The 21,545-nt window shown below is 63.2% G+C and carries 24 protein-coding genes; 4 read left to right on the plus strand and 20 right to left on the minus strand.

The features are described from left to right. The 8 genes from ACSSVY_RS16025 to ACSSVY_RS16060 all read right to left on the minus strand — a co-directional run bounded on the left by ACSSVY_RS16025 (nucleotide 1) and on the right by ACSSVY_RS16060 (nucleotide 7,580). Nucleotides 1–870 carry a branched-chain amino acid ABC transporter permease gene (locus tag ACSSVY_RS16025; protein WP_008281969.1) on the minus strand — a complete coding sequence of 290 codons (870 nt, stop codon included), beginning with the start codon at nucleotides 868–870 and terminating at the stop codon, nucleotides 1–3. 54 nt (nucleotides 871–924) lie between these two features. Next, nucleotides 925–2,100, minus strand: a complete 1,176-nt coding sequence (locus tag ACSSVY_RS16030) for an ABC transporter substrate-binding protein (protein WP_454270581.1) — start codon at nucleotides 2,098–2,100, stop codon at nucleotides 925–927. 42 nt (nucleotides 2,101–2,142) lie between these two features. Further along, a complete protein-coding gene (gene benD / locus ACSSVY_RS16035) occupies nucleotides 2,143–2,922 on the minus strand; it encodes a benzoate diol dehydrogenase BenD (RefSeq protein WP_454270582.1) in 780 nt (259 codons plus the stop codon). Next, nucleotides 2,919–3,941, minus strand: a complete 1,023-nt coding sequence (gene benC, locus ACSSVY_RS16040) for a benzoate 1,2-dioxygenase electron transfer component BenC (protein WP_454270583.1) — start codon at nucleotides 3,939–3,941, stop codon at nucleotides 2,919–2,921. Before benC ends, benD begins: the two co-directional genes overlap by 4 nt. A 55-nt stretch (nucleotides 3,942–3,996) precedes the next feature. After that, on the minus strand, nucleotides 3,997–4,524 hold the full coding sequence (benB, locus tag ACSSVY_RS16045) for a benzoate 1,2-dioxygenase small subunit (protein WP_454270584.1): 528 nt from the start codon (nucleotides 4,522–4,524) through the stop codon (nucleotides 3,997–3,999). Nucleotides 4,525–4,536: 12 nt separating this feature from the next. Then, nucleotides 4,537–5,925, minus strand: coding sequence for a benzoate 1,2-dioxygenase large subunit (benA, locus tag ACSSVY_RS16050; protein ID WP_454270585.1), 1,389 nt, complete (start codon nucleotides 5,923–5,925; stop codon nucleotides 4,537–4,539). Between the two features lie 39 nt (nucleotides 5,926–5,964). After that, on the minus strand, nucleotides 5,965–7,113 hold the full coding sequence (locus ACSSVY_RS16055) for a muconate/chloromuconate family cycloisomerase (protein ID WP_454270586.1): 1,149 nt from the start codon (nucleotides 7,111–7,113) through the stop codon (nucleotides 5,965–5,967). 206 nt (nucleotides 7,114–7,319) lie between these two features. Beyond that, nucleotides 7,320–7,580 carry a DUF2312 domain-containing protein gene (locus tag ACSSVY_RS16060; protein WP_009818110.1) on the minus strand — a complete coding sequence of 87 codons (261 nt, stop codon included), beginning with the start codon at nucleotides 7,578–7,580 and terminating at the stop codon, nucleotides 7,320–7,322. 134 nt (nucleotides 7,581–7,714) lie between these two features. Here ACSSVY_RS16060 and ACSSVY_RS16065 point away from each other — a divergent pair, with 134 nt between their 5' ends. Beyond that, entirely contained in the window at nucleotides 7,715–7,930 is a 216-nt protein-coding gene (locus tag ACSSVY_RS16065) for a hypothetical protein (RefSeq protein WP_009818109.1), read from the plus strand. 5 nt (nucleotides 7,931–7,935) lie between these two features. Here the strand turns inward: ACSSVY_RS16065 and ACSSVY_RS16070 are convergent, their stop codons facing one another. The 8 genes from ACSSVY_RS16070 to ACSSVY_RS16105 all read right to left on the minus strand — a co-directional run bounded on the left by ACSSVY_RS16070 (nucleotide 7,936) and on the right by ACSSVY_RS16105 (nucleotide 16,526). Further along, the gene (locus ACSSVY_RS16070) at nucleotides 7,936–9,918 is read right to left on the minus strand and encodes an enoyl-CoA hydratase-related protein (RefSeq protein ID WP_454270587.1); all 1,983 of its coding nucleotides are present in this window, start codon (nucleotides 9,916–9,918) and stop codon (nucleotides 7,936–7,938) included. Between the two features lie 72 nt (nucleotides 9,919–9,990). Continuing rightward, complete coding sequence (locus ACSSVY_RS16075; protein WP_454270588.1) at nucleotides 9,991–10,200, minus strand: hypothetical protein; 210 nt, start codon at nucleotides 10,198–10,200, stop codon at nucleotides 9,991–9,993. Between the two features lie 93 nt (nucleotides 10,201–10,293). Continuing rightward, the gene (locus ACSSVY_RS16080) at nucleotides 10,294–10,620 is read right to left on the minus strand and encodes a TraR/DksA family transcriptional regulator (RefSeq protein ID WP_454270589.1); all 327 of its coding nucleotides are present in this window, start codon (nucleotides 10,618–10,620) and stop codon (nucleotides 10,294–10,296) included. A 98-nt stretch (nucleotides 10,621–10,718) separates the two neighbouring features. After that, entirely contained in the window at nucleotides 10,719–11,747 is a 1,029-nt protein-coding gene (locus ACSSVY_RS16085; protein ID WP_454270590.1) for a FliM/FliN family flagellar motor switch protein, read from the minus strand. Between the two features lie 82 nt (nucleotides 11,748–11,829). Continuing rightward, entirely contained in the window at nucleotides 11,830–14,514 is a 2,685-nt protein-coding gene (locus ACSSVY_RS16090; RefSeq protein WP_454270591.1) for an ATP-binding protein, read from the minus strand. Further along, nucleotides 14,515–14,781 (minus strand): hypothetical protein, encoded by a 267-nt coding sequence (locus tag ACSSVY_RS16095; protein ID WP_454270592.1) that lies wholly within the window; start codon nucleotides 14,779–14,781, stop codon nucleotides 14,515–14,517. After that, nucleotides 14,778–15,146 carry a response regulator transcription factor gene (locus tag ACSSVY_RS16100; protein ID WP_040650567.1) on the minus strand — a complete coding sequence of 123 codons (369 nt, stop codon included), beginning with the start codon at nucleotides 15,144–15,146 and terminating at the stop codon, nucleotides 14,778–14,780. Before ACSSVY_RS16100 ends, ACSSVY_RS16095 begins: the two co-directional genes overlap by 4 nt. 69 nt (nucleotides 15,147–15,215) lie before the next feature. After that, nucleotides 15,216–16,526: a helix-turn-helix domain-containing protein gene (locus ACSSVY_RS16105; RefSeq protein WP_454270593.1), complete on the minus strand. Its 1,311-nt coding sequence runs from the start codon at nucleotides 16,524–16,526 to the stop codon at nucleotides 15,216–15,218. Between the two features lie 342 nt (nucleotides 16,527–16,868). Here ACSSVY_RS16105 and ACSSVY_RS16110 point away from each other — a divergent pair, with 342 nt between their 5' ends. From ACSSVY_RS16110 to ACSSVY_RS16120, 3 genes are all read left to right on the plus strand, one after another. Then, the gene (locus tag ACSSVY_RS16110; RefSeq protein ID WP_454270594.1) at nucleotides 16,869–17,897 is read left to right on the plus strand and encodes a DMT family transporter; all 1,029 of its coding nucleotides are present in this window, start codon (nucleotides 16,869–16,871) and stop codon (nucleotides 17,895–17,897) included. After that, nucleotides 17,894–18,799: a DMT family transporter gene (locus ACSSVY_RS16115; RefSeq protein ID WP_454270595.1), complete on the plus strand. Its 906-nt coding sequence runs from the start codon at nucleotides 17,894–17,896 to the stop codon at nucleotides 18,797–18,799. The genes ACSSVY_RS16110 and ACSSVY_RS16115 overlap by 4 nt, the downstream gene beginning before the upstream one ends. A 102-nt stretch (nucleotides 18,800–18,901) precedes the next feature. Next, nucleotides 18,902–19,168 (plus strand): glycine zipper 2TM domain-containing protein, encoded by a 267-nt coding sequence (locus ACSSVY_RS16120; protein WP_454270596.1) that lies wholly within the window; start codon nucleotides 18,902–18,904, stop codon nucleotides 19,166–19,168. 125 nt (nucleotides 19,169–19,293) lie between these two features. Here the strand turns inward: ACSSVY_RS16120 and queF are convergent, their stop codons facing one another. The 4 genes from queF to queC are packed head-to-tail and all read right to left on the minus strand — an operon-like array spanning nucleotide 19,294 to nucleotide 21,543. Further along, on the minus strand, nucleotides 19,294–19,758 hold the full coding sequence (queF, locus tag ACSSVY_RS16125; RefSeq protein WP_454270597.1) for a preQ(1) synthase: 465 nt from the start codon (nucleotides 19,756–19,758) through the stop codon (nucleotides 19,294–19,296). Between the two features lie 11 nt (nucleotides 19,759–19,769). Further along, nucleotides 19,770–20,510 carry a 7-carboxy-7-deazaguanine synthase QueE gene (gene queE / locus ACSSVY_RS16130; RefSeq protein WP_454270598.1) on the minus strand — a complete coding sequence of 247 codons (741 nt, stop codon included), beginning with the start codon at nucleotides 20,508–20,510 and terminating at the stop codon, nucleotides 19,770–19,772. After that, nucleotides 20,489–20,845, minus strand: coding sequence for a 6-carboxytetrahydropterin synthase QueD (queD, locus tag ACSSVY_RS16135; protein WP_454270599.1), 357 nt, complete (start codon nucleotides 20,843–20,845; stop codon nucleotides 20,489–20,491). The genes queE and queD overlap by 22 nt, the downstream gene beginning before the upstream one ends. Next, nucleotides 20,845–21,543, minus strand: a complete 699-nt coding sequence (gene queC / locus ACSSVY_RS16140) for a 7-cyano-7-deazaguanine synthase QueC (protein ID WP_454270600.1) — start codon at nucleotides 21,541–21,543, stop codon at nucleotides 20,845–20,847. The genes queD and queC overlap by 1 nt, the downstream gene beginning before the upstream one ends. Nucleotides 21,544–21,545: the final 2 nt, after the last annotated feature.

Consider the following 21,545-nt stretch of genomic DNA (forward strand, 5'->3'; position numbering starts at 1 on the left):
TTATCCTTTCGCCGGAAAGAGGCCCACGGGCCGGATCACCAGCACCGCCGCCAAGAGCGCGTAAATCAGAACCGAGGCCAGTTGCGGTGCCAGCACCGCGCCAAAGGTCTGCACGAAACCAAAGATGAGTGAGCCCGCGATGGCCCCCTTGAGCGAGCCTAGCCCCCCGATCACGATCACGATCAGCGTCGGGATCAGAATTTGCAGGCCCATATCGGGTGTGACGCTCAGTAGCGGTGCCGCGACGGCCCCCGCCAGCCCCGCCAGGGCGCAGCCAACGCAGAACACGATGAAGAACAGCCGCTCGACATTGATCCCAAGGCACGCCGCCATCGCGTCATTGTCCACGCCCGCGCGGATCATCGCACCGATCTGCGTCCGGCTGAGGACAAAGGCCAGTGCGCCAAAGATTGCCAGTCCCAGTGCGATGATGAAAAGCCGGTAGGCTGGATATTCAACGCCCAAGAGCGCCACACGCCCGGCTAGGAGTTCCGGCACTTCAAGCCCGAGCGCCAGATCGCCCCAGACGATCCGGGTTATATCGAGCAGCGCAAAGATCAACCCGAATGTGACCAGAACCTGTGCCATCGGCCCTGATTTGCGCATCCGCTGGATGAGGCCGGAATAGAGCAGCACGCCCACCCCCGCGACCGCCACCGGGGCCAGAAAGAAGCCCGCCCAATAGCCGCCGACCGCCGCCACAGAGGCCGCGAAATAGGCACCCAGAGCATAGAGCGCGCCATGGGCCAGATTGACGAAATGCATCAGGCCAAAGATCACGGTCAGGCCGATGGAGAGCAGAAACAGAAGCATCGAAAGCTGAAGCGCGTTGAGCGCCTGTAGCGTCCAGAATCCAAGATCGAGTGACATTGCGGAACCTCCTCCCGAAAAGGCCCGGCCAAGGATATGGCCGGGCCGCGTGTGTTAGTTGATGACGGGCGCTGCCATCTCGCAGCCATTCACCGGATCAGCCTCGGCAGGCAATTGTGCCAGCACCTTTTGCGTCATGCCGTCCGCACCGGCGACGGTCTCGTAGACATAGATCGGCTGCACGATGTTGTTGGTCGCGGGATCAATCGACAGCGCGCCGCGCGGTCCGTCAAAGCTGACCTGCCGCAACGCATTGGCGAGGCTCTCGCGGTCCGTGGCCCCGGCCTTTACGGCCTCGATCAAGGCGCGGCCTGCGTCATAGCCATGCACGGCGAATTCCGACGGCACGCGGCCGGTCTTGGCCTTGAACGCCTCGACGAACTGCGCGTTCGCAGGGTTGTCGAGCGTGGGCACATAATGCAGCGCGGTGATCACGCCCTCGGCTGCCGGACCCTCGGCGTTGACATAGAGCGACGAGGTGAGGAACCCCGAGCCATAGAGCGGCAACTCGGCTTTGAGGCCAAAGCTATCGTATTGCTTGACAAAGGAAATCGCCTCACCACCCGCGTAGAAGACGAACACCGCCTCGGCACCGCTTGACTTGGCCTGCGTCATATAGGGGCCGAAATCCTGCGTCTTCTGGAAGGGGGTGAATTCCTGCCCGACAATCTCGCCGCCAGCGGCGGTGAAGGTCTGAACAAAGCCGTCGATCATCTGGCGGCCTGCGGCATAATCGGGGGCCAGCGTATAGACTTTGCGAATGCCCTGATCATACATCCACTGACCCATCGGGCGGTTGACCTGCCCGTTGGAAAAGGACATGCGCGTGATATAGGGCGAGCACGCCTCGCCCGTGGCCTCGTCATTGCCGGCGTTGGCAACGATCAGCGGCACGCCCGCGCCATGCACCATGTCGCGCACAGCACCCAGCACGCCAGAGCTGACGATGCCCGAGATCACATCGACCTTGTCCTGCAAGATCAGCTTCTTGGCCTTGGCCAGAGCCACCGGCGGTTTGACCTCGGTATCCTCGCGGATAATCTCGAAGGTAGCCGGGGTTTCGGACCCGAATTGCTCGAGAGCGGTTGTGAACCCCGCCTCGATATCATTGCCAAGAGCGGCATAGACACCCGAGAAGGGCAAGAGCAGCCCGACCTTGATATCCTGGGCTGTTGCAGGCACAGCAAGGCCAGTGGCAAGCCCGAGGGCCGCCAGAATTGCGCGTTTCATAGGGTAGTTCCTCCAGTTGGTGTTCAGACCCCTCCTCAGGGTCTATCCAAGATCGCCCCCGCCCACCGGCACTGTGACGCCGGTGATGTAAGAGGCCTCATCCGACGCCAGAAACAGGATTGGCCCTGCCTGTTCGTCGAGTGTTCCGTAGCGTTTCATCAGGCTCGACTGGATCGTCTGATCGACGATGGTCTGATACCAGTCGGCGCGCTGTTCTTCGGCTGCATTACGGTTGCGCGGCACCACGCGCGGCGGGGCCTCTGTGCCCCCCGGCGCGGTGGCCACGACGCGAATGCCGCGTTCCCCCACTTCCCAGGCAAGACTGGCGGTGATCGCATTCACCCCACCCTTGGCCGCCGCATAAGGCACCCGGTTGAGGCCGCGCGTGGCGATGGACGAGACATTGACGATCACGCCAGATCCTTGCGGCAGCATCCGCTCGATCGCAGCCCGGCAGCAATAGAGCGTCGGGAAGAGAGAGCGCCGCACCTCGGCGTCGATCTCATGCGGGGCATAATGCTCATAGGGTTTGGCCCAGATCGTGCCGCCTACGTTGTTGATCAGAATGTCGATCCGTCCCCAGATCTCGACCGCCGCCGCCATGGCCGCCTCGCAGCCCTCCCAAGCCTCCAGATCGACGTTGAGCGCGTGGGCCTCGCCGCCGCCTGCGCGGATCGCTTCGACCACCGCGTCGCGATGCTCGGACCGGTCCACGACCAGCACGCGCGCGCCTTCGGCTGTGGCGCGTTCGGCCACCCGGCGCCCGATCCCTTGGGCAGCACCGGTCACAACCATCACCTTGCCTGTAAAACGCGGTGTCATGCGGCGGCCGCATCGGTTTCGGTCGGGTTGAACTTTTCAAAGTGGAACGCGGCGGGGGTAACGCCCAGTTGCGCGAAATGCCCGCGTACCGCATCCACCATTGGCGGCGGACCGCAGAGGTAAACGTCGCAATCGCCACTGTTCAGATCCTCTGCCGCTACATGATCGGTGACAAAGCCCTTGCGATCATGCGCCTCGTTCTGATCGGCCAGAACCGTGATTACGGTCACATTGCCAATCGCCTCGGCCAGTGCCGTAACGCGGTCCAGTTCCACCAGATCGGCGGCGCGGGTCACGGCGTAGTAGAGCGTGATCGGATGGTCGCTACCCTGCGCCGCCACCTGCTCCAGCATCGACAGGAAGGGGGCAAGGCCGGTGCCGCCCGCCAGCCACAGTTGCGGCCGCGTGATGGGCCGCAGGTAAAACGCCCCCATCGGCCCGGTCAGCGTGACGGTATCGCCGGGGCTGGCGCGCTCGCCCAGATAGCGGCTCATGACCCCGCCCGGAATGTTGCGAATGAGGAACGTGGCCTCAGCCGCGCCGGGGGCAGAGGAAAACGAATAAGAGCGGTGCGCCTCGGTGCCGGGCACGCTCACGTTGACATACTGGCCCGGCAGGAAGCCCATCGGCTTGGTTAGCTTGACGCGCAGGCCAAAGGAGGTCTCGGACAGCCGATCCACGGCGATAACTTCGGCGGCCACAGCCTCGGGCGCGGTCTTGCACACGGCAGAGGAGGCAGGCACCCGGATGACGCAATCGCTCTGCGGCATCATCTGGCAGGTCAGCACATAGCCTTCGGCCGCCTCATCCTCGGTCATCGCCTCGTCGAGGTAGAATTCCAGCTCATACGCGCCCTTTTCGGCAAAGCATTTGCAGGTGCCGCAGACCCCGTCGCGGCAATCCATCGGAATGTTGATCTTTTGCCGAAACGCGGCTTCGGTGACTTTCTCGTCATCGTCGCATTGGATGACACGGGTCACGCCATCCTCGAAATTCAGGGCGATGTTATAGCTGGTCATGGCGGGCTCCTCCCCTCTGCTGGCGCGCCCCCATAGGCGCACGCCGGTCATGGTCTCAGATGTGATAGACGTCGATCACATGGTGGATCTGGTCGTTCTTGAGCACGACCTTCTTATCGGTGATCAGCGGATTTTTCCCCGTTACATCAAGCGTGTAGAACGACGTGCCCCAGTGCTGATCGGTCTTGCCATAGCGATAGGTCAGCGTGTGCCAGTTGAAGCGCAGAGTGATCTGGCCTGTCTCGCGGGTCAGCACCTCGATATTGGCGAGGTTGTGATTGGTGCGCGGCTCGGGCAGAGATGTGGCCGAAGAGCGATCCGTCTGGATGCGGAACACGCGATCCTCGATCCCCGAACGGTCGGGATAATAGATCAGCGACATCTCGTTCTGGGGGTCTTCTGTCAGTTGATCCTCGTCATCCCAGGCGGGCATCCAGAACGGGCAATCAGCGTGATAAAACGTCAGCCAAGTGTTCCAGTCGCGATCATCGAGCGCGCGGGCCTCGGCATAGAGAAAGGCCTGAATTTCCTCGTAGGTCATGGTGGCCTCTGCGCTCTGGCGGTCAAGTGTTGCGGTTGTCATGGTCATCTCTCCTCACTCTGCCGCGACTTGGGCGTCGGATGCGGTGGCGCGTTCCTTGGCGATGGCCTGCGCCATACGCTCGGACCATTGCTTGTGCTGGATCACAAAGAGGCCCTCATCCTCGGTGCGGGCCCCCGACAGGATCGGGGTGATCCCGAGCGCCTTGGCATCCTCATCGGGCCCGTGAATCCACTGGGTCGCTCCGCGACAGATGTCATTCCACTTGGCATGGGCAGCCCCGGCATAGCCGCGCTGCGTAGCGCGGAATTCCTCGGTATCGTCGGGCGTGGCCATGCCAGAGGCGTTGAAGAAATCCTCATACTGGCGGATACGGCGCGAGCGGGCCTCTTGGCTCTCGCCCTTGGGGGCGATGCAATAGATCGTGACCTCGGTCTTATCGACGCTCACGGGGCGGAACACCCGGATCTGGCTGCTGAACTGATCCATCAGGAAGACGTTGGGATAGAGGCAGAGATTGCGCAGCACGCCGACCATCCACTCGGCCTTGGTGGTCCCGTATTTCTCGGTCCATTCCGCAAGGCGCGGATAGTTGGGGCGATTGGTCGAGTCGGCCCATGTGGTCCAGAGGAGCAGGTGACCATTCACATAGGAATGAAACCCGCCCTTCTGCTTGGCCCATTTGCTGGCATCGGTCGCCTTGATCTTGTCTTCCTTGCCATCCACCGTGCGGTGCGAGGTGGTGGCCACATAGTTCCAATGCACCGCCGAGACGTGATAGCCATCGGCGCCATTCTCGGCCTGCAATTTCCAATTGCCGTCAAACGTATAGGTGGACGAGCCGCGCAGCACCTCGAGCCCCTCATCGGATTGATCGACGATCATGTCGATCATCTTGCGCGCCTCGCCCAGATACTCCTCGAGCGGGGCCACATCGGCGTTGAGCGAGCCAAAGAGGAAACCCCGGTAATTCTCGAACCGCGCCACTTTGGTCAGATCATGGCTGCCGTCGGTGTTGAACTGCTCGGGGTATCCCGCGCCATTCGGGTCCTTGACCTTCAAGAGCTTGCCGGTGTTGGAAAAGGTCCAGCCGTGGAACGGGCAGGTGAACGTTTTCTGGTTGCGCCGCTTGAAGCGGCAGAGCTGCGCGCCGCGATGCGAGCAGGCATTGACCAATGCGTTCAGATTGCCGTCCTTGTCGCGGGTGATCACGACGGGCGTGCGCCCCATGGTCAGGGTGAAATAGTCGCCCGGATTGGGGATCTGGCTCTCATGCGCCATATAGATCCAGTTACCCTCAAAGACATGCTTGATCTCAAGCTCGAACAGTTCCTCATCGGTGAACATGTCGCGACGGGCGCGGAAAATCCCCGCCTCGGCATCCTCCTGCACGATACCGTCGAGACGGCCTTCCAGTTCGTCGAGATTGGATTGGGTAAACATCGTCGTTCCTCCTCCGGAATTATCTTGATCTTGGGCCGGTCACTCTCCGGCTACGGTTTTAAGGCTCCGCGCGCGGTCTCGGCGGAAAAAGTCGATCTTGTCAGGGTCGAGCGTCACGCCGATACCGGCACCCTGCGGCACCTCGACGGTGAAATCGCGATAGACGATCGGGGTGGCCAGAATATCCTCGGTCAAGAGCAGGGGCCCGAAGAGCTCCGATCCCCAACGCAATTCCTCAACCCCGGCAAAGAGTTGCAGCGCTGCTGCCGTGCCTAGGCCCGTCTCGAGCATCGTCCCGGCATAGAGCCCAAGCCCCGCCGCCTGCCCAATCGCCACCACCTCGGACGCGCGCTTGATGCCGCCCGATTGTGCCACCTTGACGGCAAAGACATCCGCCGCACCCTTGGCCACGATGCTGACGGCATCCTCTGGCCCGTTCAGCGCCTCATCGGCCATCACGGCAATTTCGTGGTCCCGCGTCAGTTCCCGCAGCGCATTGAGATAGCGCGCGCGTACCGGCTGTTCGACCAACTCGCAGCCCACATCCTGAAGACCTTTGAGACCCCAGCGCGCATCCTGCAAGGACCACGCCTGATTGACATCGACGCGGATGCTGGCGGCATCGCCCACGGCGGCCTTGATCCGCGCCACATGCGCCACATCCTCAGCAACCGCACGTTTGCCGATCTTGAGCTTGAAGATATTGTGGCGGCGCGTGGCGATCATCTCTTGCGCCTCGGCAATGTCGGTGTCGGAATTGCCCGAAGCGAGGGTCCAGGCCACCGGCAAACGGTCATGCACCGCGCCGCCGAACAGCTGTGCCACCGACACGCCCAAACGCCGCCCCAACCCATCCCAAAGCGCGATTTCCACCGCCGCCTTGGCGATCCGATTGCCCTTGACCAGATGGTCGATCAAGTGCAGCGCGCCGTTCACATCATCCGCCGCACGGCCCAGAAGGGCGGGCGCGATATAGGTGTCGATGGCGGATTGGATGCTCTCGGGGCTCTCTGGCCCATAGGTCAGCCCGCCGATGGTTGTGCCTTCGCCGATCCCCTCAGAGCCATCGGAGAACCGCACCCGCACCAATACGGCGGTCTGCACCCGCATCGTCGCCATCGACAGGACGTGGCCCCGGATGGTCGGAATATCGAGGATCATCGTTTCGATCTGGTCGATCTTGGTCACGGCGTTCACCACATGTCAGTATTGCATTGAGGTGCAAATTGCCTGTGACGCGGCGCCAAGTCGATGATGCTGCGGGTCTTGGGTGATACCCGGACCGAAGAGTTGCCCGGCCCTGCCACAGCGCCATATCCCGGGTAGAATGACAAAAGGCGCACCACGGGGGCGCGCCTTTTTTGATCGTCACGGTATTGCGCCTGTCTCGGCGCTTAGGCCATCCCGAGCGCTTCCTTATACATCTCGAGCACCGCTTCTTCCTCGGCGATATCGTCCTTGTCGCGTTTGCGCAGGGCGATCACCTTGCGCATGACCTTGGTGTCATAGCCGCGCCCCTTGGCCTCGGCCATCACTTCCTTTTGCTGGTCGGCGATGTCTTTCTTCTCGGCTTCGAGCCGCTCGAACCGCTCGATGAACTGGCGCAACTCATCGGCGGTGACGCGGTAGCTGCTATCGGAATTCATATCGTCCATGGCCTGATCTCCGGTCGGTTGGGGTTTCTGACTAGCGCCGCGTCGGATGCGGTGCAAGGGCCATTTGCCGCGCGGCTTGCAATGCTCGAAAAATTGCTCTAGCGCCGGGGCGGTGATGCAAAGAGGAGCAGACTATGGAGATCATGATCTGGGTGGGGGCTGCTCTGTCACTTGCCGGTCTGGCGACGCTCATCTGGTGTATCCTCAAGGTCTGGAAGGCCCGCAAGGCCGGTCTGTCCGACGCTGACCTGCGCGCCGCCGTGCAAAAGGTGGTGCCGCTGAACACTGGCGCACTTTTCTTGTCCGTGATTGGTCTGATGATGGTCGTCGTCGGCATTCTGCTCGGCTGAACGCCCTATGTGCTGGCCCGTCTGCCAAAAAATCCTTCACCGTTCTTGACCATATCGACCAGCATCGGCTGCACCTGCCAGAGCGGCGACTCCATCGGGGCAAGCGCCTTGATGTCCCGCAAAATCGCCAACATCCCCCTCTGATCCGCCACACAGAGCGGCCCGCCGCGCGCCCGGTCATAGCCGTAACCCCGCACCATCAGCACATCGAGATCCGAGGCCCGTTGCACCGCACCGCGCGCCAATAGCTGCATCGCCGCCCCGACCAGCGCCGCATGCAGCGCATGCCGTGGCGGAACGACGCCCAGCACCTCACCCGGATCACGCCCCGGCCCGGCCAGACCCTTGGGCGGGCGTGGTCCGTCGCTTGGATGGTCATAGAATCCGCGCCCGACCGTTCGGCCCACCGCCCCCTTGGCCAGCCGCTCGGCCAAGGGATCATCCGCGCCGGGCGCGGGGCACTCCAGCCAGTCCGCCACCACACGCAGCCGCGCCGCCACCGCCGGCAAGCCCTCGACATCCATCATCAGGAACGGCCCCGCCCGAAACCCGAGCCGCTGCGCCGCCTGATCCACCCGCAGGGGCGTCATCCCACGGCGCACCATCTCCAGCCCGGCCAGACAGAGCGCGCCCATCATCACATGGCCCAGCCCCGGACCAGCGGCAGGCTGCGCCGCGCGCACCGCCGTCACGCCCAACCCGGACCAGAGCCGCGCAAGGCTTGCGACATCACCGGGCTCGGCGGTCTCAGAAACCGCGAGTTCGGCCAGCCGCAAACTCTGCGCCGGACGGAAGAGCCGCAGCCCCAGTCGCGCCCCCGCCAGCCCGCGTCCCGTATCGAGTGGCACCACCAGCGCCGCACCCTCCACCTCCTCGCCGCGCGCATCGAGCACCAGATCGGCAGGCTCGGTGCCGACCTGAAGCCGCGCTTGCCGCACCGCAGAGGTGGCGGCGTCTATCTTGCCCTGCGTCATCAGCGCATCGAGCGCGCGCGCCACCCCGGCAGGCAGGTCCGGCGCATCGCTCTGAACCTGCCTGCCACCCTCCAGCAGCAATAGCGCGACATCGCCAAGACCCGCCCCAAAGAGGCTGATCCGGCCCATGTCGCGGGCCGCCCCCTGCGCCAATTCCGGCATGCCTGCGGCCCGCCGCTCGGCGGCATAGATATGCCGCTGAGCCTGTGCTTCGGGGCTGCGCAACCGATCCTCGAACAGCGCAGACTCAAAGTCTACTCCCTGCGCGAAGGGCAAGAGCTGCGCGGCCTCAACGGCGCGCAGAATGTCCGACGCCGCCCCGGCCTGCCCCTTCAGCCGCTCGGCCACGACGGCGATGGCGCGCTGATATCCGGCCGGATCAGACAGGCCACGCGTCGCCTCGCAACTGCGCGGCCAATGCCCCTGATCGGCCAGCCTGCGCGCAAGTTCAATGGCGGCGGGCACTGGAGTCTCGGGCGTGATCTGGGAAAAGAGCCGCCGCAACCGCGGATCAGAGGCCCGCACCGTCTGTCCCCCCAGCATCACTTCCAACGCGATCTGCGCCCCCAAAAGGCGCGGCAACCGTTGGGTCACACCGCCCCCCGGCACCATGCCAAGCGTGATCTCAGGCGAGGCCAATCGCGCCTCGGACTGTGCCACGCGCGCGTGCGCTGCCAGCGCCAGCGCCAAACCGGCCCCAAACGTGGTGCCATGCAGGGCTGCAATCACCGGCTTGGGATAGTCCTCAATCAGACTGGAGAGCGTATCAATCCACGGCTCCGCCAAAGGGCCATCGTATTCCGTCAGGTCCACGCCCGAGGAAAACCCCGTCCCGGCCCCGGCCAGAACAACGGCGCGCACGTCCTCGGCCACCGCAGCGGCCTCCAGAGCGCGCCGCAACTCTGCGCGCAGCTCAGCAGCCAAGGCATTGGCCACGGGCCGGTCGAGCAGCAACACCGCCACCCCGTCGCGCACCTCTTGACGTATTTGCCCTGTCACACCGTCCCCGCCCATCAAACACACCTGTGCACTAGTTCTAAGGGGAAAATCCCCATGCGCAAGCGTCTGACGGAAGAAGCGGCAGGATCAGACCGGCATGTTCTCGAATTGTGCCTCAATGGCCTCGCAGAGCAAGACCTCATGCAGGCTCTTGGTCTGGTCGGGAACCGCCAGCCCCTCGGCGCGCAGCCGCTCGATCATGCGGCGCAACTGCGGCTCCATTCTGTGGCGGGTTTCGGCATCCGCCTGCCCAATTTGATGCTGTAGGCGATCAAGCTCAGTGCAAGTATTGGTCATGGTCGTCCTCCCTGGTGGCAATTGCAACTCTAACGTGTTTTTCGCTTTGAAGCTATAACATAGGCCGCACCCGTAACAGATGCGTGACCGATTTCAGGATACCTGCGCAGCACAGCTCCGACACAGCGGCGTTTCCGGCAGAATATCCAGCCGGTCGGCGGAAATTGGCTCTTCGCATTTGGCACAGATGCCATAAGCCCCCTTGCGGATGCGGTCGAGCGCAGCACGAATTCGCGCCACCTCTTCCTGACCGTGCTGACCCAGATGCTCGAGAACCTCGTCACCTTCGCGCTCGATCGCAGCATCGTCCCAATCCTTGGATCTTGTTGAATCCAATTCACCTTCAATCGCGTGCAGGCGTTTATCCAATTCACCCAGACGCGCCATCAGCGCCGACCGATACTTTTCTGTCTCCAGCATGAGAACCCTCCTTGATTGTCCTCAGTCTATCAAACCGGCGCGCTTTGGTCATTGATGCAAGTCAACCGAGGCGGGTGGATCGGCACCAATGCGCCGGTTCACGCCGGCTCTCGGTTCTGACCGGCGTCGGACAGAGACACGAGATCGCGACCCGTGCGCGGCGGCGATGCGCTTGCGGCACCGGCAACCGGCACCTGCGTCGCGGTCTCATCCTCTGGGTCGGGCAGGTCGGGCAGCGGGGCAGCCCCGCCCGCGATCAGGCGCAGCGCGCGCCAGCCGTTCATCTGTCCCAGCTGTGCGATGGCCACCATATGCCCCTTGGTGCCCATCAGTTGCGTCTCGCCCAGTGCCTCACGCGGGATCGGCACCAAATCGCCGGGCTTGAACGCCCAGACATCGCGCAACGGCAACCGCATCCGGGCCATCACCGCATCAAGCACCACCGGCGCATTGCGCACCACCCCGTCCAGAGGCGCCGAGCCGTCCACCAATGCGCCCGCCCCAGGCGCTGCGCGGACGGGCAGTGGCACCACCGGCACCAGCAGGTCGAGACGCCCTGTCTTGGCCCCCGGCCCCAAATCGACCGTCAACCGCAGCAAGTCGTAATCTGGAGCCAGAAGCACAAGCGACAGCGCGCGCGTATCCTCGACCAAGTCGCCAAAGCTGAAGCCGCGCGCCAGATAGCCCTCGACCTCGGCTGTCATCTGGCTGTCAAACTCGGCCATCACCGCATCAATCAGCGGCGCGACCATCGCCGCATCGGTGCGCGTGGCGGCACGGGGCCGCGCCACGGCGGGGCGCACGGCCCCCGTGGTTTGCACCTCGATCAACCCCGCCAAAAACTGCGGATCAAGACAGAACGCCCCCCGCGCGCCCCCCGCTCCATCAAGATGCACCAAGAGTCCCTCATCGCTCAGATGCTGGGCAACCTCAGCCAACGGCAAACGCATCTGCTCGACCGTAGCGACCGTTACGCCAAGGCCAAAGAGCGAATCCGCCACCCGAGCCAGCGCCAGCCGCAACGCCTTGGCCGGGGACATTTGACGGCTGTCAAATCCGCCCCGTGCCGCCTGTGCCATGCGTTGAATGACCGAACTGTGATCCTGCGATCCCATAGCCTGCGCCATCGCCCCCTTCTGAAGCCTATGGGGCAACCCTAGGCAGGCATGGTTACGATTTCCTTTAGGCAGACCCGAAAACCGCGCGCCGCTACTGCGCCGCCATGCGCGCCATCAGTGGCAAGGTCACGCGAAATGCCGCGCCCTTCTGTCCCGGCAAATAGCTGACCGCGCCCTCCAACCGGGCCATGATCTCGCGGCAAATCGCAAGGCCAAGGCCCGCCCCCCCCGCCTGGTGCTGCCCAATACGTGAGAATTTCTCAAAAATAACAGCCTGTTGCGCGGGCGCGATGCCCGATCCGTTGTCGGTAAAGTCAATCACCAACTGCCCGTCCACCACCGCTGTGCGGATGGTCAGCACCGGCGGCTGCCCGTCACAATATTTGCGTGCATTGGCGATGAGATTGATGAACACCTGCGCCAATCGGTCAAGATCGGTGGTCAATTCCACAGCCTCGGCCACACGGTCGCGCACCACCCGGAGCGTGCCGCCCTGCACCCCCGCCGCGCGTTCCGCCCGGTCGAGGAGGTCAGCCAGCGATCCGGTCTGCACATGCAGCACGACCTGGCCGTTCTCCAGCACGCTGAGATCCAAGAGGTCATCCAAGAGCCGTGTCAGGCGCACCGCCTCGTCATGGATCACCGAGGCATATTTGTTCTGCTCCTCTGGTGTCAGATCTCCGGTGTCGCGCAGGATTTCCGAGAACGCCCGGATCGACGTCATGGGCGTGCGCAACTCATGACTGATCTGGCTCAGGAACCCGTCCTTTTGCACCGAAAGCTGTGTCAGCTTTTCATTGGCCTGCCGGAGCTGTCGCGCGGTCCGGGCCAGTTCCTGCGATTTCGCCTCAAGCTGGCTGGAATATTCCATGATCTGCGCGGTTTCATCCGCTACCGCCATCAGATCCTCGACCGAGACCGCAGCCCCTCCGACGATCTGGCTGATCATCGCATGGGCCGTGGCAGCCCCGACCGACCCCGACAATTCCCGCTCCAGCTCTTGCAGGAACGTCGGGCTGGGTTCGGGCAGGTACCCCGCCAGCCCTTGCCGCTTGGCGGCCTCGGCAAAGAGCGCCTGCGCCTCGGTCGCCCCCATGATGCGTTGCGCCATGATCAACAGATCTTCGCTCTGCGCCATGCCGCCGGTCCAGCCGCCGGGCGTGCCGGAATGATCGAACACATTGACGAATTGCGCGCCCTGCAACCGCTCGACCGGCTGCGGAAAGCTGAGCAGCGAGCCAAGGACAAAGGCGGCGGTGTTGAGCAGCATCGACCACAGCACCGCATGCACCACCGGGTCCATCCCCTCGGCCCCGAATAGCGCGCGGGGCCGCAGCCAACTCAGGCCAAAGAGCCCCTCGTCAAACACCACCTGCGGCAGCACAACCGAGGGTCCAAAACTTGGCAGGAAGAGGCAATAGATCCAAACCGTCGCCCCGACACAGAGCCCCGCCAAGGCCCCCGTGCGCGTGGCACCGCGCCAGAACAGCCCGCCCATCAGGGCCGGCATGAACTGTGCCACACCGGCAAAGGCGATCAGGCCAATCGCCGCCAGCGCGGTTCCCCCTCCCGACAGGCGGAAATACACATAGCCCAATAGCACGACCCCCGCGATGCTAAGCCGCCGCGCAAGGAGCGCCACATGCCGCACATCCCCCGACACCATCGCCGCACTTCCCGAAAAATGCAGCCAGAGCGGCATGACCACATGGTTTGACACCATGGTCGAAAGCGCGATGGCGGCCACGATGACCATCGAGGTGGCGCTGGAAAACCCACCGAGGAACGACAGGATCGCCAGCCCGTCGCGCCCATCCATCAACGGCAGGGTCAGCACAAAGAGATCGGGATTGGCCCCTGCTGGCATCACCTCCAGCCCCACCGCCGCGATGGGGACGACAAAGAGGCTCATCAGCATCAGATAGGTCGGAAAGGCCCAGGCCGCGGTGCGCAGGTGGTCCTCGTCCTCATTCTCGACCACCATCACCTGAAACATACGGGGCAGGCACAGAAACGCCGCCGCCGACAGCATCGTAAGACCAACCCAGCGACTGCCCGACACCTCAAAGCGTGCAATGGCCGAGGCGTCGATCCGGTCGAGCGTCGCCGCCACCCCGCCGGATAGGCCCCAGACCACGAAGATCCCGACCGCCAAGAGCGCACAGAGCTTGACCACCGCCTCCAGCGCGATGGCCATGACCACGCCGTGATGGCGCTCGTTCGCATCCAGATTGCGCGTGCCGAAAAGAATGGTAAAGAGCGCCAGCCCCCCCGCCACCCAAAGCGCCGTGGATTGCATGTCCGGCAGGGTCGTGGCCGTGGGATCGGTCTCGGCAAAGGCGGCAAAGGACAGCGTCACCGATTGCAATTGCAGCGCGATATAGGGCGTCGTGCCGATCACCGCCAACACCGTCACGATCACCGCCAGCAGGTTGGACTTGCCATAGCGCGAGGAAATCAGATCGGCGATCGAGGTGATCCGCTGACTGCGCCCCACCCGCACCATCTTGCGCAGGGTCCACCACCAGCCGATCATGATCAACGTCGGCCCCAGATAGATCGTGACGAATTCCAGCCCCGACCGCGCGGCAAAACCGACCGCGCCGTAGAACGTCCAGGCCGTGCAATAGATCGACAGCGACAGCGTATAGACATAGGGCGAGCGCAGCCAGCTTCCGCGCCCGCGCAGCGCCGCACGATCCGCCGCAAAGGCCACGGCAAAGAGAAACACCACATAAAGCACGCAAACAAGGATGAGGGCGTTGAGGATCGTCATCTAGCGCTCCTGCGATCCTTTCGGGTCGTCCTCGGTATCAGCGGGGCGCAGTCGCGTCGAAATCACGCCCGCGATCACCGCCAGCACGATCCAGAGACCAAAGATGTAGAACATCGCATCCGTGGTGCTCACCTCCCTAGTCTCCCACAAGAGCGGCAGAGAGAACAACACCGCCCCGGCAATCGGCAGCATCCGCGCCGCATCCGACAAACGCCGCAGCCGATAGGTGCGCCGCGCCAGAAACAGCGGGCTGCGTTCGGGACTCATGGCACCACCAGCGCCCGTACCGCCGCCAGCACATCGGCATTGGAAAACGGCTTGGTCATGTATTGGCTGGCTCCGGCACGCTCTGCCATCTCGCGATCCTTGGTCTGGCCGCGTGCCGTCAGCATCAGGACCGGCGTGCGGCCATAGACGGCATCGGCGCGGATTTCCTGAAGGATGTCAAAGCCGCTCTTGCCGGGCAGCATCACATCCAGAATGATCAGATCAGGCGCGCGGGCGCGCACCGCCTCCATCGCATCATGGCCATTCGCGTGGGTCTTCACCTCCCAGCCATCCCGCGACAGGATAAAGCTGACAGCCTCGATGATGTTCGGTTCATCCTCGATCACCAGAACCCTCTTACTCATGCAACTGGCCTCCCCTCCGTTGCGCGCGCAGGCGCTGCCGCGCGTTTGTCTGTCTGCCCGTCCATCCCGTCATAACCCTTCGGCGACGATCGACGGCTCACGCCGCGCCGCACAGTCGGGCACCGGACAGATCCGACAACTCACCCCCATCTGACGCAACCCGCCCCCCGCCTCGCCCGGATCGGGCAAAAGCAACATCAGCGCCTGCATCAGCGGCGGTCGATCAAAGCCCGCAGCCACAGCCTGTGCGGCCACGGCAAAGGCCTCAACCACCTCGGCCCCGCGCCCCGCCTGCCGCAACCGCATCCGAATGGGCACCTGCGGCTGGCTCAGCACCTGATAGAGCGGCCAGAGCGTGCAGGCCCCCGCCATACGCGGCATGGCAAATCCGCCAATCGGCTTGCGAAACGTCAAGGTGCCCGACGCATCGCAAATTACCAGACCGACCGGACCCACCTCTGCCTCCGGCAGGCTCGCCAGACGCCGGAACACCCGCGCCATATCCGCCCCCGTCGCCTCTGCCAATCGGTCGGGCCTCAGCCCCAGCATCCCCACCCGCGCCAGAAACGCCCTGAGCGGCAAGGCCTGCGCATCCTCCATATACCGCAAAAGCGCGTCGCGCGTCAGGCTCTGAGCCGGACTCGACATGCCCTGCGCCGCGGCCGCCTCGATCAACCGCGCCACATCGCGTGGCCCCGCCATCTCGCGCTCCAATTCCGCCAGATGATAGCCGCGCGCGGCCAGAAAGGCATGCATTTCGTCCTGTGGCGACGTCAGTTCCGCCTCGGTATTGGGGGCCGCCTCCAGATACCGCACCAAGGCCTGCGCGCCTTCGGTCAACCGCGCGCTGTCCTCGTTGATGTTGCGATGAAACCGCGCCTGCCATTCCGGCTCGATCGCCTCGGTTTCGACCAGAATCGAAGACGTCGCCCGAATCGCCGTCACCGCCGAAATCACCTCATGCAGCGAATCCGACAGAAACGGGTCATGCGCCAGACGGTCGGTCAATGTCTCGATGGTGCGCTCCAACGCCTGATTGCGGCGACGCAGCTCGTTCAACAGCCCCGCCCAGCCGGGATAGCGCCCGGCGAATTCCTCGATCCGGTCCAGTTCCGGCCCATCCGTATCAGGCTTGCCCGCCGCCTCGCGCAGACCGGAAATCAACGTCACTTCAGCACCTTGGGTCAATTGCGACGGCTCAACCTTGAGCGCCTCCGCAAGCTTCAGCAGGGTCTTGCCCCCGATCCGGCGGTGATTGTGCTCGATCAGGTTGAGATAGGAGGGCGAAATCCCGGCCTGCTGTGCCAGATCCGATTGCCGGATACCATTCAACACCCGCCTCTCGCGAATTCTGGTGCCGATCATGAGCCGGTCCGGCATCTGGCGAGTCCTTGTCCCGGAGGGCTATCTGTGGGCCATCTGTGAGCGCGAGAATTTTTTTACAACAAGCGCACAAGACTTGTCTATAAGTTTACAGCCTGTTTATTCCACGAAAATAACGCGGCGCGCAATATTCTTACGCCCATATCCGAGGTCACGTTTTCGTACAAGCCTGCCACCCCGACACAATGGCCATCAGCACCCCGGTGCCCGCGCAGACCCCTGCCCGGTTTTTACGCATCCGCGTCGCAAAGAGGCGCGACAGTCGCTTTTGATCTCCCCAGCGTGAGACAACCCTAAGACACGGCGGCGCGCGCGCCAAACTCATAGAAATGGACCCCCATGGCCACGCTTTCGGCACATCCCACCCCCGCGCCGTCGCGCGCGCTGCAGGGGATCCTCTGCGTCGAAATCGCCATGCTGCTCTTTGTCGGGCAGGATGCCATGATGAAAACGCTGCTGACCCTCTATCCGGTGTGGTTGCTGATTTTCGTGCGCTCCGTCGTGACCCTCTTGGTGATGACGCCCCTCATCTTGATTCTCGGAGCCCCGCACCGCCTGCTGACGCCACTTTGGCCGCTGCATCTCTTGCGCGCCTTCCTCTTCGCCACAGGCTTTTCCATGTTCTACGCGGCCTTCCCGTTCATGGGACTGGCCGAGGTCAGCACAATCTTCTTCTCCGCGCCGCTGATCACCGCACTCTTCGCCTCGGTCTTCTTGCGTGAAACGATCGGACCGCATCGCTGCGCAGCCCTCGTCGTGGGCTTTATCGGCGTGCTGATCGCCATGAACCCGGCGGGCGAGAATTTCTCTTGGGTGGCGATCCTGCCCTTGCTCTGCGCTGTGACCTACGCCATCTCGCAGATCATCGCCCGTCAGATCGGCGACCGCGAGAGCACATTGACCGTGGGCCTCTATACCCTCACCTTCGCCGGGCTGCTGATCCTGCCGATGGGCTGGCTGGTCAATCAGGTGATCGAGATCACCCCGGCCACCCACCACCTGCGCTGGGCCTTACCGCCCGAGGCGTTTGGCGACCTGCCACGCCTTGCTCTTTTGGGGGCCATCGGTATGGCCGCCTATTCGCTGGTCTCGCGGGCATACCAGATCGCAAACGCAAGCCTCGTGGCCCCCTTTGACTATACCTACCTGCCCTTTGCCGCGATCCTTGCCTATGTGCTCTGGGACGAAGTTCCGGCGCTGAATGTCCTCGCCGGCATGACGTTGATCATTGCCTCTGGCCTCTATCTCGGCTGGCGCGAATTGCGCGCAGCACGCCATAGCGACGAGGTGCCTGTCACCGCCGAGGCGATCTTTGCCCCCGGCAGCCCCCTGCCGCCCCAAATCCCCGAAGAAGAAAGCGCCAAATGACCACCGTCCTGACCCGGTCCGAACGTGACCTGCGCGGCTATGGCCTTGTGTTTCTCGCCGGTCTGGTCTGGTCCACAGTGGGTCTTGGCATTCGCCTGATTGACGAGGCGCAGGTCTGGCAGATTCTGTTCTACCGCTCTGTCTCGATGACGCTGTTGCTCTATGGGGTGATCCGCCTGCGCACCGGACAAGATCCGCTGCGCCTTGCGTGGCGCATGGGTTGGCCGGGGGTGATTGGCGGGCTGTCACTGGTTGCGGCCTACACAGGCGCGATCTTTGCCATCCAGACCACATCCGTCGCCAATGCAATGATGCTTTTCGCCTGCTCTCCCCTCTTGGCCGCTGTCCTTGGCCGCGTGATCCTTGGCGAATATGTGCGGCCCCAAACATGGGTCGCCATTCTCGTTGCGGGCTGTGGCATCGCGGTGATGGTCTGGGACAAGTTCGCCGGGGCCGCCCTCTTGGGCAATCTCGCCGCCATCGGCTCTGCGGTGGGGTTCGCGACCTTCACCATCACCCTCCGCTGGGGCAAGGCAACCGAGATGATGCCCGCCGTCTTTCTGTCGGGTGTCTTTGGCATGGTGCTGATGGCGATCATCTGCCTCTGGCTTGGCCTGTCGCTCAGGATCACCCCCGGCGACATGGGGATTTCGCTCGGAATGGGCGTGTTTCAGGTGGGTTTGGGGCTGATCCTCTATACCATCGGTTCCAAGACCGTGCCGGCCGCCGAACTGACGCTTCTGTCCTTGGCCGAAGTGGTGCTGGGCCCGGTCTGGGTCTGGCTTGTGCTCGGCGAGACGGCCACCCCGAATACCCTGATTGGCGGCACGATCCTTTTGACTGCGATTGCGGGCAACGCCCTCTCGGGCGCGCGCCGCAGACCCCCGCCACCCATGCTCTAGGCGGTAACTCCCTGCTCATCCGGTTTCCCGGACGGAACAAATCCCCTTTTGCCGCGTTAATCGATAATCCAGGTATCTAAAACAATTCAAAAGGGGATTCCCATGAACCGCAGTCTTATTCTCGCCAGCGTCACCAGCCTTGCCCTTGCTGGCTGCATGGAAGGGGTCAGCGACCGTGAACTGGTCGGCGGTGCGGCCGGCGCAGCCGGTGGCGCGTTGCTCGCCTCCGCCTTTGACGCCAGTTCCGGCTGGACCGTCGTTTCGGCACTGGCAGGCGCTGCCGCAGGCACGCTTGTGGCCCGCAACACCGCCAAGAACCAGTGCGCCTACTCGAATGGCGACGGCACCTATCGCACCGTGCCTTGCTGATGCAAAAAGTGTAGGGTCTTGGCCTTTAGGTGACGTCGGCTCCAAGCGCTTACGCGCGGCATCAAGCCCGAAGGGCGCCGCGCGATCGCTGGGCCGTCCGTCCCCTTGAGGCCAGACCCTGCCCTTCACCCTCTCCCGCGATAGGGTGGCACGCCTTGGTCGGGGATCCAAACCCCCTCAGGCATCACTCCGGTCTGCCAGAACACGTCAATCGGAATCCCGCCACGCGGATACCAATAGCCGCCAATCCGCAGCCACTGCGGCTCCAGAAACGCCACCAAGCGCCGCGCAATCGAAATCGTGCAATCCTCATGGAACGCGCCGTGATTGCGGAAGCTGGTCAGGTAAAGCTTGAGCGATTTGCTCTCGACCAGCCATTTGCCCGGCACATAATCAATCACCAGATGCGCAAAATCAGGCTGTCCCGTCATCGGACAGAGCGAGGTGAACTCGGGCGCGATAAACCGCACGTTATACTGCACATCCGCCTGCGGATTGGAGACCCGCTCCAATAGCGCCTCTTCGGGGGTCTGCGGTATCTGTGCAGCACCACCCAACTGCTTGAGGTCCTTGTAGATATTCTCGCTCATCGCTCTCTCCTTCACACCCCGCGCTTGTTGCCCCAGAGCATCACATGCAGTTGCGGCAGCACCTTTGCGTCAAACCATCCGTCGTCCGTTACCCGCTCCACCAACCAGCGCATGCGGTCGTCGATGCCGTCCTGATCCACGGTTGCAGCATCATCTTCGGGCGGCGGCGGCGTGTGATTGCCCGGTTGCAAATAGAGCGACAGATCAGGATACCGCCCCGCAACCTCGCGCGCCCATCGGTAATCTACCGCGTCGAACACCACGATCTTGAGCACGGTCGCCGCCCCCTTGGCCGCCGCAACACATTCCTCGAACAGCGCCCAATCCACCACCATGCTAGATGACGGCGGCTTGGGGCTGAGCACCAGCATATCGAGCGCCGCAAACCAGTCGCGCGCGACAGAGCCTTGGGTTTCCATCGCAAACCGATAGCCCTGCGCATGGCCCAGGTCGATCAACGCCCCCAGCGGCTGAATCGCCGGATTGCCGCCCGAGAGCGTCACCATGATTGGCCGCTCACCCGAGAGGCGCACCACCTCGGCCATCACAGCCTCTGCGCTCATCGGCACCCAAGTCTCGCGATAGGCCGAGTCTACCGCGTGCAGGCTGTCACACCAGACGCAGCGATAATCACAGCCTCCTGTGCGCACAAAAACCGTCGGCTGACCGATCAATGCGCCCTCGCCCTGAATGGTCGGACCAAAGATTTCCGAAACCCGGATCGCCTCGCTCACGGACGATACTCCGCCCATGTCTTCGGCGTCTCGCTGACCTTGACCGCGGTCACTTCGGGCCAGCGGGCACGGCACCAGTCAAAGAGATGCTTGGCCAACCGCTCGGCGGTCACGCAATCATCCCCCAGCACATCATTCAGGTGCCGGTGATCCAGCGTGTCGTCGATATACCGCTTCAGATCACCCAGATCGAGGTAATCGCGCACGAACCCATTCGCGTTCAATTCCGCTGCGGTCAGTTCCACCACCACGATGTAATTATGCCCATGCAGCCGCGCGCATTGATGCGTCTCAGGTAGGCCAAAGAGTTGATGCGACGCGGAAAAATGGAATTCCTTGGTGATCCGGTACATCACGCCCCCCGCCCGGCCACAGCCGTCAGCCAGAAATCGCGATCCTCATACTCTGTGGGGTCAACCACCCCGGCCAGATGAAACGCCTCGCGCCGCTCCACACAGGTGCCGCAACGCCCGCAATGTTTCGCACCACCCTTGTAGCAGGACCATGTCTCGGCAAAGGGCGTGCCATGCTTGGCGCCATCGGTGACGATATCGCCCTTCGAGCCGTTGAGATACGGCGTGTAGAGCGTGACCTCGGCATAGCCCTCCAGCGCCGCATCCTGCATCGCCTGAAACGCGTTGATGAAACCGGGGCGGCAATCGGGGTAGATGAAATGATCGCCGCCATGCACCGCCGTGGCCACGGCATCCGCCTTTTCCGCCGCCGCCATGCCAAAGGCAATGGCGAGCATGATCGCATTGCGATTGGGTACGATGGTGATTTTCATGGTCTCTTCGGCATAATGCCCATCCGGCACCGCCACATCATCGGTCAGCGCCGATCCCGACAGCGCCGCGCCAATCTGGCGAATATCCACCACCTTATGCGGCACCCCCAGACGGCGCGCGCAAGCGGCGGCGTACTCCACCTCTTTCACATGGCGTTGCCCGTAATCAAAGCTCAGAAGCCCCGCCAATTCATGCTCAGCGGCCACCTTGTGGGCGAGCGATACGGAATCGAGCCCGCCAGAGCAGATAACAATCGTCCTCATCT

It is taken from the genome of Roseovarius sp. MBR-51 (genome assembly GCF_053628575.1).

Coding starts and splice junctions, on each gene's coding strand:
- ACSSVY_RS16025 (WP_008281969.1), bottom strand. CDS start 870: ATGTCACTCGATCTTGGATTCTGGACGCTACAGGCGCTCAACGCGCTT.
- ACSSVY_RS16030 (WP_454270581.1), bottom strand. CDS start 2,100: ATGAAACGCGCAATTCTGGCGGCCCTCGGGCTTGCCACTGGCCTTGCT.
- benD (WP_454270582.1), bottom strand. CDS start 2,922: ATGACACCGCGTTTTACAGGCAAGGTGATGGTTGTGACCGGTGCTGCC.
- benC (WP_454270583.1), bottom strand. CDS start 3,941: ATGACCAGCTATAACATCGCCCTGAATTTCGAGGATGGCGTGACCCGT.
- benB (WP_454270584.1), bottom strand. CDS start 4,524: ATGACAACCGCAACACTTGACCGCCAGAGCGCAGAGGCCACCATGACC.
- benA (WP_454270585.1), bottom strand. CDS start 5,925: ATGTTTACCCAATCCAATCTCGACGAACTGGAAGGCCGTCTCGACGGT.
- ACSSVY_RS16060 (WP_009818110.1), bottom strand. CDS start 7,580: ATGGACGATATGAATTCCGATAGCAGCTACCGCGTCACCGCCGATGAG.
- ACSSVY_RS16065 (WP_009818109.1), top strand. CDS start 7,715: ATGGAGATCATGATCTGGGTGGGGGCTGCTCTGTCACTTGCCGGTCTG.
- ACSSVY_RS16070 (WP_454270587.1), bottom strand. CDS start 9,918: ATGGGCGGGGACGGTGTGACAGGGCAAATACGTCAAGAGGTGCGCGAC.
- ACSSVY_RS16075 (WP_454270588.1), bottom strand. CDS start 10,200: ATGACCAATACTTGCACTGAGCTTGATCGCCTACAGCATCAAATTGGG.
- ACSSVY_RS16080 (WP_454270589.1), bottom strand. CDS start 10,620: ATGCTGGAGACAGAAAAGTATCGGTCGGCGCTGATGGCGCGTCTGGGT.
- ACSSVY_RS16085 (WP_454270590.1), bottom strand. CDS start 11,747: ATGGCGCAGGCTATGGGATCGCAGGATCACAGTTCGGTCATTCAACGC.
- ACSSVY_RS16090 (WP_454270591.1), bottom strand. CDS start 14,514: ATGACGATCCTCAACGCCCTCATCCTTGTTTGCGTGCTTTATGTGGTG.
- ACSSVY_RS16095 (WP_454270592.1), bottom strand. CDS start 14,781: ATGAGTCCCGAACGCAGCCCGCTGTTTCTGGCGCGGCGCACCTATCGG.
- ACSSVY_RS16100 (WP_040650567.1), bottom strand. CDS start 15,146: ATGAGTAAGAGGGTTCTGGTGATCGAGGATGAACCGAACATCATCGAG.
- ACSSVY_RS16105 (WP_454270593.1), bottom strand. CDS start 16,526: ATGCCGGACCGGCTCATGATCGGCACCAGAATTCGCGAGAGGCGGGTG.
- ACSSVY_RS16110 (WP_454270594.1), top strand. CDS start 16,869: ATGGCCACGCTTTCGGCACATCCCACCCCCGCGCCGTCGCGCGCGCTG.
- ACSSVY_RS16115 (WP_454270595.1), top strand. CDS start 17,894: ATGACCACCGTCCTGACCCGGTCCGAACGTGACCTGCGCGGCTATGGC.
- ACSSVY_RS16120 (WP_454270596.1), top strand. CDS start 18,902: ATGAACCGCAGTCTTATTCTCGCCAGCGTCACCAGCCTTGCCCTTGCT.
- queF (WP_454270597.1), bottom strand. CDS start 19,758: ATGAGCGAGAATATCTACAAGGACCTCAAGCAGTTGGGTGGTGCTGCA.
- queE (WP_454270598.1), bottom strand. CDS start 20,510: ATGGGCGGAGTATCGTCCGTGAGCGAGGCGATCCGGGTTTCGGAAATC.
- queD (WP_454270599.1), bottom strand. CDS start 20,845: ATGTACCGGATCACCAAGGAATTCCATTTTTCCGCGTCGCATCAACTC.
- queC (WP_454270600.1), bottom strand. CDS start 21,543: ATGAGGACGATTGTTATCTGCTCTGGCGGGCTCGATTCCGTATCGCTC.